Here is a 13,616-nt window from a genome sequence, read left to right as displayed (position 1 = left end):
AATGAATCAGGCCATGAATAACGACGTGCTTGTCGATGCGCAAGGCCTGACGCGTCGCTACGGTTTGATCCAGGCGGTTTCCGGGCTCGACCTGCAGTTGCGCAACGGCGAGATTCTGGGATTGCTGGGCCCCAACGGCGCCGGCAAGTCCACCACCCTGCGCATGCTGGCCGGCTGTCTGGCCCCGTCCGAGGGCCGCGTTATTATCCGCGGCCACGACATGGCCAGAGCCCCCAGCCGGGCCAAGCATCACCTGGGCTATCTACCCGAACGCCCGCCGTTATATCCGGAACAGACCGTGCGCGAATATCTGGCCTTCTGCGCCCGCCTGCACCGCATTCCGCGCGGGGAACAGGCCGAGGCGGTGGCCTCGGCCATGACCGACTGCGGCCTGAGCGACATGGGTAATCGCCTGATCGCGCACTGCTCCAAGGGCTACCAGCAGCGGGTGGGAATCGCCCAGGCCATCCTGCATCAGCCCGACGTGGTGATTCTCGACGAGCCCACGGCCGGGCTCGACCCCAACCAGATACGCGAAATCCGCGCCCTGATCCGCCGGCTGGGCGAATCCCACAGCGTGATCCTGTCCAGCCATATTCTCCCGGAGATCCAGGCGACCTGCGCACGGGTCGCCATCATCCATGGCGGGCAGCTCGTGTTCGACCGGCCGATGCACGAGATCGACGGCGACGACCATGGGCGAACGTTGCGTCTGGGCCTGCGCCGACCGCCGGGCAGCGACATCATCGCCGCCGTGCCCGGTGTCGAGCGAGTCCAGGTCACGGAAGACGGCCTCTGGCAACTGACCTGCGCGCCCGGCGCCGACCCGCGCGAGGCCCTGGCCCGTCAGGCGGCGCGGGATGACTGGGGGTTGTTCGAGTTGAGTCAGCCGCGACGCACCCTGGAAGACATCTTTACCGAACTGACCAGCGCCGACCGCGCGGCACCCCGGCAGGCGGCCTGATGATCTGGATCTGGCTCATCGCCCGCCAGGAACTGGCGCGGCTGTTCGTCTCGCCCCTGGCCTGGACCATGCTGGCGGTGGTGCAGTTGCTGCTGGGGCTGCTGTTCGCCATGAGCCTGGCCGACCTGATGCTCAACCCGCAGCGTCTGGGTGACTACAACGGCGTCACCGAGGTCGTCGGCGGCGGGTTGTTCCGGTTCGCCACCATCATTCTGCTGCTGGTCATTCCCCTGCTGACCATGCGCCTGTTTGCCGAGGAGCGTAAGGCCGGTACGCTGGATCTGCTGCTGGCTTCGCCCGTCACCCTCACCGGCCTGGTGCTGGGCAAGTTCGCGGGCATCCAGGCATTCCTGACCCTCATGCTCGCCCTGACCGCGCTGATGCCGCTGTCACTGAGCCTGGGCACGCAGCTCGACCTGGGCATGCTGGCCGCCGGTCTATTCGGGCTGTGGCTGATGATGGCGGCGTTTGCCGCCGCGGGGCTATTCATCTCGTCGCTGACCCGCGAACCCACGGTGGCGGCGGTGGCCAGTTTCGGCCTGCTGCTGGGCATCTGGCTGCTGCACGCGGTGTCGTTCTTCGACTGGCAACCCGCCATTCTGGGCATGACCCTGCCGCTGGGAGATTTCGCTCGCCAGCTGTCGCTGATCGGGCACTACGACAACCTGCTCTACGGCATCTTCAATACCGCGGATGTCGCCTACTACCTGATCTTCTGCGGGCTGTTCTTGGCCCTGACCATCCAGCGGCTGGACATGGAGCGGCACTAGTGTCCTGTCCCGCAAGTAACCTCGCAATATGCGCGGCCCTCGCCGCGTCTGGCGGCGTTGCGAAAACTCGCCGTAGTGCAAGCTACGACTCGCTTTCGCGCCTTGCCAGACACGCCGATTGCTCGCGCATATTTATACGAGAAACTTACGGGACAGGACACTAGCCATGCGCCTCCAGCATGTCCTGACCATCCTGCTCATGATTGCCGTGGCGGCACTGCTGGTGTTCGTCAGCGGCCGCTACACCCTGCACGCGGACTGGACCCACGCCAACCGCAATTCCCTCACGCCGGCGTCGATGCGGATTCTCGACACGATGCCGGGCGAGGTCCGGTTCACCGCTTACGCGTATCCCGGCCCCACCCGCCAGTCCATCCGGGATCAGCTCGACCGCTACCGGCGCGCCGATGACAGCGTGTCCCTGACCTTCGTGGACCCGGCCGAGGCGCCCCAGCAAATGCGCGAGCTGGGCGTGCGCAGCGACGGCGAGGTGCGAGTCAACTACGACGAGCGCGACGTGACGCTCGACGACCTCACCGAACAGACCGTCACCAGCGCCCTCCAGCGGCTAGCCGCCGGGCGCGACCAGTGGGTGGTGTTTCTCACCGGACACGGCGAACGCGACTCGCAGAACGAGGAGCCCGGCGGCTACAGCCAGTTCAGCGCGGCGCTGGGCCGGCAGGGGCTCAAGACCCGGCCGCTGAATCTGGGCGAGTCTCCGGCGATCCCCGACAACACGTCGGTACTGGTCATCGCCAGCCTCCAGCAATCGCCACTGCCCGGCGAAGTCGGGATGATTCGCGACTACCTGGACAACGGCGGCAACCTGCTGTGGCTCACCGACCCGAGCACGCCCGACCCCATGCCGGCGCTGGCGGAAGCGCTGGGGCTCCAGTGGCAATCGGGGACCGTGATCTATCCCGATTATCAGGCCCTTGGCACCGGCCATCCCGCCCTGTCGCTGGTGGTGAACTATCCCCGTCACCCCATCACCGAACGGCTCGACGGCCTAACGCTGTTCCCCTTCGCGGGCGGTGTCACCGCGACGGACACCACCACCTGGCAGGCCGCCTCACTGATCCGGACACCGGCCCGCTCCTGGCTGGAAACCGGCGACCTGGACGGCGAGGACGTCAGCTTTTCCGAGGAGGACGGCGACCGCGCCGGACCTGTGACCATCGGCATGGCGCTGGAACGCAAGACCGACGGACCCGAATCAAACGGCACGCAGCGGGTGGCGGCCCTGGCGGACAGCGACTTCGCCACCAATGCCAATCTGGGCACGCTCGGCAACCGGCCGTTCGCGATGGCGCTGATCCAGTGGCTGGCCCACCGGGATTCGCAGATCGCCGTCGACATTCCGACCGCCCCGGATGCCTCGCTGACGCTGGCGCCCTGGGAAACGCGCTTCATCTGGCTGGGTTTCGTGCTCGCCCTGCCCCTGTTGCTGCTCGCCATTGGCCTGGGCCGGTGGTGGTGGCGCCGGCGCGGCTGACCGATCATGCGCGCACGCACCCTTCTCAATGTTGGTCTGATTGCCGGTGCCGCGGTCATGGGCGCCCTACTCTGGCTCGACCGGCCAGTGGAACCGAAACCGGATACGCTCACGCCGCTGCGTGGCGAGGCGATCGAGCAGATACGCATCACCACGCCCGACCAGCCACCCATCGAACTGTCCCGTACCGATAGCGGGTGGCGACTCGAGGCACCGGTAACAACCCGCGCGGATCAGGCAACGGTGAATCAAATATTGCGGCTGGCTTCGACCCCGTCCAGACGCCGCATGGCGGCGGGCCAGGTCGACCTTGCGAGGCTGGGACTGCTCGAGCCTGTCACCGACGTGCAGTTCAACGGCACGCCGGTCATCCAGCTTGGCGGCAGCGAGGCAGTCAAGGGCTTCCGGTACGCCCAGGTCGGGCCGGACATTCACCTGATCAACGAGCCCAACATGCAGGCCCTGGACGGGGACTACAGCGACCTGATCAGCCGCCGCCTGTTGCCGCCCGATGCCCGCATTACCCGGCTGACGCTGCCGGCAAGGCAACTCAGTCTCGACGACCAGGGTGGCTGGACCCTCGAGCCCGCGACCGACGCCATCAGCGCGGATGCCACCGAACGCACCGTGGACCTGTGGGAACGCACGCAGGCGATGTGGGCCGGACCGGCAGACGACGAGCCGGCGCCGGAAACCGTGGTCATCGAGACCGCGGATCACGGCCGTTTCACGTTCGGTGTGGTCGCGCGGGAACCACAACTGCAACTCCGCCGGGATGACCTCGGTGTGGTCTTCCAGGTCGGGGCGAACCGGGCGGCGCCGCTGCTGGAACTGACCCATGCCGGCGCGTCATCGCTCAAGACCCAGCCGGATGTCGAACTGACGCCGGCCGAGGAGTAGCCCCGGATGAATACTACCGGCCCGGTCCTGCTGCCATCCGGCGGGAAACGCTGATGCCGGAATTGCCGGAGGTGGAAACCACGCGCCGAGGGCTGGCACCACATGTGGTCGGTCGGCGTGTTGTCGAGGTAACGGTGCGCGAGCCACGCCTGCGCTGGCCGGTGACCCCGCAACTGTCACGAGACCTGCCCGGCCGCCGTATCGACAACCTGACCCGGCGGGCCAAGTACCTGCTGCTGGCCGCCGGTGACGGCCACCTGCTCATGCATCTGGGCATGTCCGGGCGCCTGCGGGTGGTGCCGGCCGACACCCCGGCCGGTCTGCATGACCATCTGGATATCCGCCTGGATTCCGGCCAGGTCATGCGCCTGAATGACCCGCGCCGTTTCGGGTGTGCGTTGTGGTTGCGCCAGCCTCCCGACGAACACGCGCTGATTGCGGGACTGGGCCCGGAGCCGCTGTCGGATGCGTTCAACGGCGACTGGCTCTACGCCCGGTCACGCGGCCGGCGGGCCGCGGTCAAGGCCTTCATCATGGACGCGGCCAACGTGGTCGGGGTGGGCAACATCTACGCCAGCGAAGCATTGTTCGAAGCCGGCATTCACCCGAGCCGCCCGGCCGGGCGCATCGGCCCCGCCCGCTATGCGCGGCTGGTCGAGGCCATCAAGCAAACGCTGGCCCGCGCCATCGACGCCGGCGGCACCACCCTGCGGGATTACATCGGGGTGGACGGCGGCACCGGCTGGTTCCAGCTGTCGCTGGCGGTGTACGGCCGCGAGGGTCGGCCCTGTCCGCGCGACGCCACGCCGATCCGGCGTCGCATTATCGGCCAGCGTAGTACCTTCTTCTGTCCGCGCTGCCAGACCTGACTCATGCCGGCCATCGTCACCACCGTCCTGCTGCTCACGGCCTCGAACGTGTTCATGACGTTCGCCTGGTACGCCCACCTGAAGGATCTGTCGCACAAGCCCTGGATCGTGGCCGCCCTGATCAGCTGGGGCATCGCCCTGTTCGAGTATCTGCTGCAGGTGCCGGCCAACCGCATCGGTTTCAGCGTGCTCCAGCTCGGTCAGCTCAAGATTCTTCAGGAGGTCATCACGCTGAGCGTGTTCGTGCCGTTTGCCGTTCTATACATGAAGCAGCCGCCGAGCCTGAACTACCTGTGGGCCGGGTTGTGCCTGTGCGGCGCCGTGTGGTTCATCTTCCGCGCCTGACGCGATTGCTGTGGCACACTCGAAGCGTGACTGACGACACCCGCGAACCGACCGGCCCCGCCCCGCAGTACCGCGAGGCGTCGCTGTGGTCGAAACTGGCGCGCCACGCCGGCGACGCCGGTCGCCAGGCGGTGGAAAAGGCGCTGCAGCTGCACTACGCCGCGCGCCGGCCGGATACGCCTGCCTGGGCTCGCCGCACCGCCTACGGCGCGCTGGCCTACTTCATCATGCCGCTGGATTCGGTGCCGGACTGGCTGGTTGCGGTGGGCTATACCGACGACCTGGCGGCGCTGGCCCTGGCGGTCAGCACGCTGTCGGCCTACATCGACGAGGACGTCCGCCAGCAGGCGCGGGCACGCCTGACCCAGTGGTTCGGTGAATAGCAGCACGGTGCCGGCACCAGTGCCGCTGACTTGTCGTCGTCAAACGAACGGGGTACACGGGAGTCTCGCCACAACAAACCGCAGAAGGAGAACACCATGGGCATTCTTTCCTGGATCATTCTCGGCCTGATTGCAGGCGCACTCGCGAAGTGGATCATGCCCGGCAAGGATCCGGGCGGCATTATCGTGACCATGCTCATCGGCATCGCGGGCGCCTTCGTGGGCGGCTTCGTGGGATCGCTGGTGGGCCTGGGCACCACCGGCGGACTGAGCCTCGGCAGCATTGTGACTGCCATCATCGGCGCCCTGATCCTGCTTGCGGGGTATCGCGCCCTCAACCGCTAGCCCGACCGGGCGGCATCCGGTCGGCGCCGACCGGTCGTAGCCACTTCGGAGCCGTCCGGCCAATCATGCGGCCGGGCGGCTTCCGGAAGGCGCTTTGCCAAAGCGCCGCCTCGGGGTGCAGTATCCCCGGGCATTACATGAAATCAATAAGGCGTCACTGAACGCCCACACGGAGGAGATCGCATGCGCATCGGCAAGCCGGTTCTCGCGCTCGTTGCCGCCATGAGCTTCGTCATGACGGCCGGCGCCCACGAACCCGAAAAACACGACTACCCCACTAAGGATCGCGTCGAGTTCGTCCTGGACTGCATGGGCACGCTGGGCGGCGTCAACCTCACCACGATGTACAAATGCTCGTGCGCCATCGACGAAATCGCCAAGCAGGTGTCCTATGACGCCTTCGTGGCCATGGATACGTTCAACCGCGGCCGCAGCGCCGCCGGCGAGCGGCCGGAAGTGCTCCGTGAGGGACCGGCCGCCACGTCCGCGCGAAGCCAGCTCGCCGAGGTCATGACCCGCGCTGCCGACCGCTGCATCATCGAGAACGAGGACTTCATCCCGGAAACCCGCGGGGGTGGTGACGATGATGATTGAAGCCGCCCGCGGAACCCGCCGCTGATGCCGGGCGCCGACGACACCGGCGTGACCCGCCATGATCTGAGCGATCTGCGCGACCGCGCGCTGACCCTGGAAACGCGTCTCAACGAGGTGTTCCTGGGGCAGCCGCAGGCCGTGCGACTGCTGCTGATCGCGCTTTTCGCGCGGGGTCATGCCCTGCTGGAGGGCGATGTGGGTGTCGGCAAGACAACACTCCTGCGCGCGCTGGCCCGCGCCACGGGCGGGGCATTCGAGCGGCTCGAGGGCACCATCGATCTGATGCCCAACGACCTGCTCTACTACACCTACATCAACGCTGAAGGCCGCCCCCAGGTGGACCCGGGCCCACTGGTCCGCCACGGCGAGGCGCTGTCGTTCTTCTTTTTCAACGAGGTCAACCGCGCCCGGCCGCAGGTGCATTCGCTGCTGCTGCGGGTGATGGCGGAACGCAGCGTCACCGCGTTCAACCGCGAATACCACTTCCCGCGGCTGCAGGTGTTCGCCGATCGCAACCGGGTGGAAAAGGAGGAGACCTTCGAAATCCCCTCCGCCGCGCGTGACCGCTTCCTGATGGAAATCCCGGTGGAAATCAGTGACGACGACGACATCCGCCGTCAACTGATGTTCGATACCCGCTTCCACGACACCGACGAGCTGCTGGGCAGTCTCGAGCCGGCGCAATTGCCGGTCGAGGATATCCACGCGGCCGCGCCCGGCATCCAGGACCAGGTCCAGGCGGGCCCGGCGCTGGAACGCTACGCGCTGGCGCTGTGGCAGGCCACGCGCGACCCGGTGGCCGCCGGGGTCGAAGTCGAGGGCGTGGAAATGGAAGACCTGATCGAGGTGGGCGCCAGTCCGCGCGGCGCCGGCATGCTGATCCGGGCCGCCCGCGTGGCCGCCTGGCTAGCGGATCGCGACCACGTCCAGCCGGAGGATATCCAGACGATCTTCCACGCCACCATGGCCCATCGCGTATTCCTGCAACCGGTCTACGAACTGCGGCGGGCCCGCATTGCCCCGGCGTTGATGCGTGGCATCCTGGCCCGCGTCAGCGCGCCCTGAGCGCGCATCGCGGCGATAACCCGACCCGCATGGCTGCCAGTACGCCCACCCAGGCACCCACCGACTTCGACTATCGCCTGATCTGGCGCAGCCGGTACCCGCGACCCGGTCACCATGCCAGCACCATGGCCGGGGCCGGGCACGAATTCCGCGCCCGGGCCCCGTTGCTGGATGCCCCCGACCCGCGCCGGCTGGCGCTGCGGGCCAGCCTTGCCGACCCCTTCGGTCGCCTGTTCGTCAATCTGTTCAACCAGTACAGCGCGATTCCCGTTTACGCGCTGGTGGACGACAGCGCGTCGATGGATTTCGAGGGCGTCACCAGCAAGCGTGAACTGCGGCATCACTTTCTGGCATCGCTGGCGATGTCGGCCTACCGCACCGGCGATCCGTTCGGCCTGGCGATATGCGGCGCCCGTACCGAACGGCCGTCGTTCATTCCCGCCACCCGCAATGCGGCGCTGATCGAGGACCAGCTTGCGCACCTGCGCGACCGGCCGCCAACCGCACCCGATGCTGCCGGCCTGCGCCGGGCCGCCGGCATGATCGGCCGGCATCGGGCGCTGGTGTTTCTGGTGTCGGATTTTCATCTGCCGGCCGAGCTGCTCAACGGGCTGCTCGGAGACCTGGCCCGACACGAGGTGGTGCCGATCGTGCTGCGGGACTCGGCCGAGGACCTGGCCCGCGCCGGCAACGGCCTGGTACGCATGCGCGATGCCGAAACCGGCCGGGCCCGCACCCTGTGGATGCGCGCCGGGCTGCGAAGCCGGGCGGCACAGGCCGCGCGCGACCACCGCCAGTGGCTGGAGCGGCTGCTGACCGGCCATCAACGCCGCCCGTTCTTTCTGGAGGATGCCGTGGACCGCGACCGCCTCAACCGGTATTTCGCGCAATGATCCGGCGGGTCTGGGCCATCCTGCTGACGCTCACCGCCGGTCTTGCCCACGGCGCGGACGAGCCCCCGCTGGGCTGGGCCGATTCGCCGTCACAGGACGCCGGCATCGTGGCCATCGACACCCGGGCGCCCCGGCCGTTCGGCCAGGTGGTGGGGGATCGGCTGGTGCTGACCTACCGGGTCACGGTGGCGCCCGGCACCACCCTGCAGCGCGCCTCCCTGCCGCTGCGTCGGCGTATCGACGACTGGCTGGAACGCCAGGAGGTCGAGGTTGCCACCCGTCGGACCGACAAAGGCCAGCAGTACGAGATCACGCTTACCTATCAGACTTTCGATACGCCCCTGGGCGTCACCACCAAGACGGTGCCCGGCTTCGAGGTACGCTTCACGCGCCCCGAGCAGCCGGCCGTTACCGCCCGCATGCCGGCCTGGTCATTCGCCCAGTCGCCGCTGCTCAGCGAGAACGTCGCCGACGAGGGCGACAATATCGTGTCCATGCAACCCGACATCGAGCCGTTTTCCGCCCGGGACGGCGGGCACGGTGCCCTGCTGGCATTCTCGGTGCTGCCACTTGCCGGCGGGCTAGGCTGGTTGTTGTGGCTGTACCAACCCTGGCGACCGCGCCATGCGCGGCATTTTGCCGAGGCCCTGGCCGCCGTCCGCGCGCAACGCCGCACGTCGGCGCCCGACGCCCTGGCGGCGGCATTCCGACACGTGCACCGCGGCTTCGACCATACCGCCGGGCAGGCGGTATTCGCGGCCGATGTGGACGCGTTCTGCCGCCGATTCCCGCGTTTCGCGGCCTGCCGCGACGACATCGACGCCTTCTTCGCGGATTCCCGGCGGCTGTTCTTCGATCAGCAGATGCCGGATCGCGATGACCCCTGGGCCGATCTGGAGGCCCTGGCGGTCGCATTACGCGATGCCGAACGCGACACCCGGACATGAATCCGTTCGATCTCGGCCTGACCCGCCCCTGGGTACTGCTGGCCCTGCCGCTGGCGCTCCTGCCACTGCTGGCACCCGGCGTGGCCGCGCTGAATCATCCCGGCATCCACGGCCTGCCGCCCGACCCGTGGTCGCGCCTGGTCGAAGTCGCGCTGCGGGTGGCCGGTTGCCTGGCCATCGCCGCCATTCTGGTGGGGCTGGCGGGCCCGTATCGGGACGACCGGCGGACCATAGTCACCAGCCAGGGCGCCCAGGTGGCCATCGTGCTGGACCGCAGCCGCAGCATGAACGACACCTTCGCCGGGCGGTCCGCCGAGGGCTCCTCGGAAGTCGGCAAGGCTCAGGCCGCCAGCGAATTGCTGCTGGATTTCGTGAATCGGCGACCGGATAACCTTTACGGGCTGATCGAGTTCAGCACCTCGCCCATCTTCGCGCTGCCGCTGACCACCCACCTCACAGCGATTCGCGCAGGCCTGGAGGCCGCCGCCGAGGACGGCCTGGCACTGACGTCGGTGGGCGGCGCGCTGGGCATGGCCGCCAACCTGTTCGAGGAGCAGGCGGCTCAGGGGTCGCGCGTGGTCCTGCTCGTGTCCGACGGCGCCGCCGCCATCCCGCCCGATGCCGCCGGCACCATCCGCCAGTGGTTTCGCCAGCGCGATCTGCGGCTCTACTGGGTTTACATGCGTACCGCCGGGCATCCAGCCCTGGCCATGGATGGCGAACCCGGCGGCGAGGCGTCATCGCCGGAACAGAAACTGCACGACTACTTCCGCGGGCTGGGCGTGCCCTACCGGGCCTATCAGGCGGACAACCCGGAAGCCATGCGTCGTGCCATCGCCGACATCGATCAACTGGAGCGCGAGACGCTTCGTACGCCGGTCTCCCTGCCCCGTCAGGCCCTCGCACCATTCAGCTACATCGCGGCGCTGGTCCTGGTGGGCCTGCTGCTGGCCGCTCGAGCCGCCACCCTTCGGAGATGGGCCTGATGCGTTTTCGACAACAAGTGATACTGGCGTCGGTGCTGATCGGCCTGGGCGTCGTCGGGGTCTCGGTGGCCGGCCTCGGCTGGTGGCAGTCGGCCCGCATCGACCGCCTCGTGGCCGATGGCAACGCTGAAGCACTGGCGCAATCCGATGCCCCGGCAGCCCGGTTCGCCCTGGCCTACCGCCAGCGCCGCAACGGGGCACCGCGCGAAGCGGCGGAAATCTACCGCGAGCTGATTCCGACGCTGCAGGATCAGGCGCTGATCGCCACTCACTACAACCTGGCCAACCTGTACTTTCTGCTGGCGGCCAACGCCGCGGACGAGACCCGCCTGAGCGAGATGGTGCCGCTGGTGCTGCAGGCGCGCTCGCATTATCAGCGGGTGCTCTACCTGCAGCCGGGCCATTACGCCGCCAAGTACAACCTCGAATACGTGGAACGGCTGATGCAGACCCGCGACTGGATCGGCAGCCAGTCCGAGGTGGGCTCCAACATCGACCGCCGGGACAGCGGCACCGGCTGGGTGAGCGTGCACGAATTGCCGGACGGGCTGCCATGAGGCGCTGGCCGGCCGGTCGTCCCGGCGCCACCACGCTGTGGCTGAGCGCCGCAGCGATAGCGCTGGTAATCGCGCTGGTCAATCCCGGACTGCCGGGCGAGCGGCAGGTCTACGACTACCTGTTCGTGATCGATATCAGCCAGAGCATGCTGGTGCGCGATTACCTGGACGACGACGGCCAGACCGCGAGCCGGCTGGAAATCGCACGTCAGGCCGTGGATGACACCATCAGCCAGCTACCCTGCGGATCGCGTGTGGGCGTGGGGCTGTTTACCGGGTGGAACACGGCCACCGCCTTCCGGCCGATCGAGGTCTGCGGGCACCGCGACGAACTGGCGAGCATGGTCGAGCACGTCGACTGGCGTATGACCTGGGTGCCCCAGAGCAATATCGCCCGAGGCCTGTTCGCCACCATCGAGCAGATCCACGACTGGCCGCGCCCCCCGGCCCTGATCTTTCTGACCGACGGCGATGAGATGCCGGCTGTCGACGAGGAACGCCGACCCGACCCGCCCGCCAGCCGCGACCGCGTCCGGGGCGTGCTCGTGGGCGTCGGCGCGACCTCGCCGTCGCCGGTACCGAAGTTCGGCCTGAACGGGGACAATCGCGGTTTCTTCACCCAGGGCGGCGAGCCGCTTACCTCGCGCCTGGCGGCGGGCTATCTGGAAACACTGGCCGCCGATACGGGCTTTGGCTACGCGCGGCTCAACCGGCCCGAGCAGCTGGCGGAAATCAGCGCCAACCCCGCATTTTCCCGCGCGATGGCCAGCACGCGCGGCATCGGCTGGGTTGCTGCCCTGCTCGCGCTCGGGTGCCTGGTCTGGCGCTACCTGCGACCGCATCGGCACCGGCTTGCGCGGCGCGGCGCGGGGCCTGTAGCGTCGTCTGGAAACCCGGCGGCAAGCCGCTCGCCACGGTTGAATCCGACGGGTGCGACAGTACGTAATTGACTGACAGTAGGCGTGATGCCCATTGACGCTTATATGGGGCTATGATACCCAGTGAGTACGCTTAAGCGTCAAAGATAGGGCGTATAAGCGCGTCAGGAGAATTCCGCACGGTGGCAATCGGCGGGAACCGCAATGCGGAATAACAAGCGGGCTTGAGCCCATTCATGCACGGAGGAGATTGAAATGAGCGACAGGAGACCGACAGCCAAGCACCTGATCACAGGTGCGCTTACCGCTGCGGCGTTGGTGGCTTCCGGAGGCGCGATCGCCAACGAGAAGCTGAGCAGCATGGCCGATGATCCGAACAACTGGATCATGTGGGGCGGTGACTATAGTGGTCAGCGCTACAGCCAGCTGGATCAGATCAACGCCGACAACGCCGATCAGTTGCAGCCGGTGTGGACATTCTCCACCGGCGTCCTGCGTGGCCACGAGGGTGGTCCGCTGGTCAAGGGCAACATGATGTACATCCACACGCCCTTCCCCAACAAGGTGTTCGCGATCAATCTCGACACCAAGATGATCGAGTGGAAGTACGAGCCCAGCCAGAACCCCGACGTGATCCCGGTCATGTGCTGCGATACCGTCAACCGCGGTCTGGCCTACCACCCGAACGGCACCATCTTCCTCCAGCAGGCAGACACCACGCTGGTGGCACTGGACGCCAAGTCGGGCGAAGTGAAGTGGGAGAAGGTGAACGGCGATCCCGACAAGGGTGAGACCAACACCAACGCCCCGCTGATCATCAAGGACATGGTCATCACCGGCATCTCCGGCGGTGAGTTCGGTGTCCGTGGTTACGCCACCGCCTACAGCGTCGAGGACGGCAGCCAGGTATGGCGTGCCTACAGCACCGGGCCGGACGACGAAATGCTGATGGACCCGGAAAAGACCATGGACGCCGCGACCGGCAAGCCGGTGGGCAAGGATTCCAGCCTCAAGACCTGGAAGGGTGACCAGTGGAAGATCGGTGGCGGCACCACCTGGGGCTGGTTCACCTATGACCCGGAAGCCAACCTGGTCTACTACGGTACCGGTAACCCCTCCACCTGGAACCCGAACCAGCGTCCGGGCGACAACAAGTGGTCGATGACCATCTTCGCGCGCGACGCCGACACGGGTATGGCCAAGTGGGCCTACCAGATGACCCCCCATGACGAGTGGGACTATGACGGCGTCAACGAAAAGATCCTGGTCGACCAGAAGATCGACGGCAAGGATCGCAAGCTGGTGGTGCACTTCGACCGCAACGGCTTTGCCTACACGCAGGACCGCATGACCGGTGAACTGCTGGTTGCCAAGAAGTACGATCCGGCCGTCAACTGGGCCACCGAGGTCGACATGGAGACCGGTCGTCCGCAGGTGGTGGACAAGTACAGCACCGAGGTCCAGGGCGAAGACACCAACGTGAAGAACATCTGCCCGGCGGCCCTTGGTTCCAAGGACCAGCAGCCGGCGGCGTTCTCGCCCAAGACCGGTCTGTTCTACGTGCCCACCAACCACGTGTGCATGGACTACGAGCCGTTCGCAGTGGACTACACCGCGGGTCAGCC

The 13,616-nt window shown here is 67.2% G+C and carries 16 protein-coding genes; all 16 read left to right on the top strand.

What is annotated here, in order from left to right; all coding sequences use genetic code 11:
• Window positions 1–13: 13 nt before the first annotated feature.
• A complete protein-coding gene (locus RM531_RS14845) occupies window positions 14–964 on the top strand; it encodes an ABC transporter ATP-binding protein (RefSeq protein ID WP_311660390.1) in 951 nt (316 codons plus the stop codon).
• Entirely contained in the window at window positions 964–1,734 is a 771-nt protein-coding gene (locus RM531_RS14840; RefSeq protein WP_311660388.1) for an ABC transporter permease, read from the top strand. Before RM531_RS14845 ends, RM531_RS14840 begins: the two co-directional genes overlap by 1 nt.
• Before the next feature lie 166 nt (window positions 1,735–1,900).
• Complete coding sequence (locus RM531_RS14835; protein ID WP_311660386.1) at window positions 1,901–3,229, top strand: GldG family protein; 1,329 nt, start codon at window positions 1,901–1,903, stop codon at window positions 3,227–3,229.
• 6 nt (window positions 3,230–3,235) lie between these two features.
• Window positions 3,236–4,129 carry a DUF4340 domain-containing protein gene (locus RM531_RS14830; protein ID WP_311660384.1) on the top strand — a complete coding sequence of 298 codons (894 nt, stop codon included), beginning with the start codon at window positions 3,236–3,238 and terminating at the stop codon, window positions 4,127–4,129.
• 53 nt (window positions 4,130–4,182) lie between these two features.
• Entirely contained in the window at window positions 4,183–4,998 is an 816-nt protein-coding gene (gene mutM, locus RM531_RS14825; RefSeq protein WP_311660383.1) for a bifunctional DNA-formamidopyrimidine glycosylase/DNA-(apurinic or apyrimidinic site) lyase, read from the top strand.
• A gap of 3 nt (window positions 4,999–5,001) precedes the next feature.
• Window positions 5,002–5,343 carry a DMT family protein gene (locus RM531_RS14820; RefSeq protein ID WP_311660382.1) on the top strand — a complete coding sequence of 114 codons (342 nt, stop codon included), beginning with the start codon at window positions 5,002–5,004 and terminating at the stop codon, window positions 5,341–5,343.
• Window positions 5,344–5,369: 26 nt separating this feature from the next.
• Window positions 5,370–5,726 carry a YkvA family protein gene (locus RM531_RS14815; protein ID WP_311660380.1) on the top strand — a complete coding sequence of 119 codons (357 nt, stop codon included), beginning with the start codon at window positions 5,370–5,372 and terminating at the stop codon, window positions 5,724–5,726.
• 96 nt (window positions 5,727–5,822) lie between these two features.
• Window positions 5,823–6,071 carry a GlsB/YeaQ/YmgE family stress response membrane protein gene (locus RM531_RS14810; protein WP_311660378.1) on the top strand — a complete coding sequence of 83 codons (249 nt, stop codon included), beginning with the start codon at window positions 5,823–5,825 and terminating at the stop codon, window positions 6,069–6,071.
• Window positions 6,072–6,254: 183 nt separating this feature from the next.
• Window positions 6,255–6,665, top strand: a complete 411-nt coding sequence (locus RM531_RS14805; RefSeq protein WP_311660377.1) for a hypothetical protein — start codon at window positions 6,255–6,257, stop codon at window positions 6,663–6,665.
• Between the two features lie 24 nt (window positions 6,666–6,689).
• Window positions 6,690–7,730 (top strand): AAA family ATPase, encoded by a 1,041-nt coding sequence (locus RM531_RS14800; RefSeq protein ID WP_311660375.1) that lies wholly within the window; start codon window positions 6,690–6,692, stop codon window positions 7,728–7,730.
• Between the two features lie 29 nt (window positions 7,731–7,759).
• Window positions 7,760–8,623 carry a DUF58 domain-containing protein gene (locus tag RM531_RS14795; RefSeq protein ID WP_311660374.1) on the top strand — a complete coding sequence of 288 codons (864 nt, stop codon included), beginning with the start codon at window positions 7,760–7,762 and terminating at the stop codon, window positions 8,621–8,623.
• Complete coding sequence (locus tag RM531_RS14790; protein WP_311660373.1) at window positions 8,620–9,570, top strand: hypothetical protein; 951 nt, start codon at window positions 8,620–8,622, stop codon at window positions 9,568–9,570. Before RM531_RS14795 ends, RM531_RS14790 begins: the two co-directional genes overlap by 4 nt.
• Window positions 9,567–10,556, top strand: a complete 990-nt coding sequence (locus RM531_RS14785) for a VWA domain-containing protein (protein ID WP_311660372.1) — start codon at window positions 9,567–9,569, stop codon at window positions 10,554–10,556. The genes RM531_RS14790 and RM531_RS14785 overlap by 4 nt, the downstream gene beginning before the upstream one ends.
• Window positions 10,556–11,113, top strand: a complete 558-nt coding sequence (locus RM531_RS14780) for a hypothetical protein (protein WP_311660370.1) — start codon at window positions 10,556–10,558, stop codon at window positions 11,111–11,113. The genes RM531_RS14785 and RM531_RS14780 overlap by 1 nt, the downstream gene beginning before the upstream one ends.
• Complete coding sequence (locus RM531_RS14775) at window positions 11,110–12,063, top strand: vWA domain-containing protein (protein ID WP_311660368.1); 954 nt, start codon at window positions 11,110–11,112, stop codon at window positions 12,061–12,063. Before RM531_RS14780 ends, RM531_RS14775 begins: the two co-directional genes overlap by 4 nt.
• 183 nt (window positions 12,064–12,246) lie before the next feature.
• On the top strand, window positions 12,247–13,616 hold a 1,370-nt coding region (locus RM531_RS14770), incomplete at its 3' end, for a PQQ-dependent dehydrogenase, methanol/ethanol family (protein WP_311660366.1).

Source organism: Spectribacter acetivorans (genome assembly GCF_031846305.1).
GTDB lineage: Bacteria > Pseudomonadota > Gammaproteobacteria > Nevskiales > Salinisphaeraceae > Spectribacter > Spectribacter acetivorans.
Note: the sequence above shows the minus strand (reverse complement) of the source record. Positions and strands in the feature narration are given on the sequence as shown.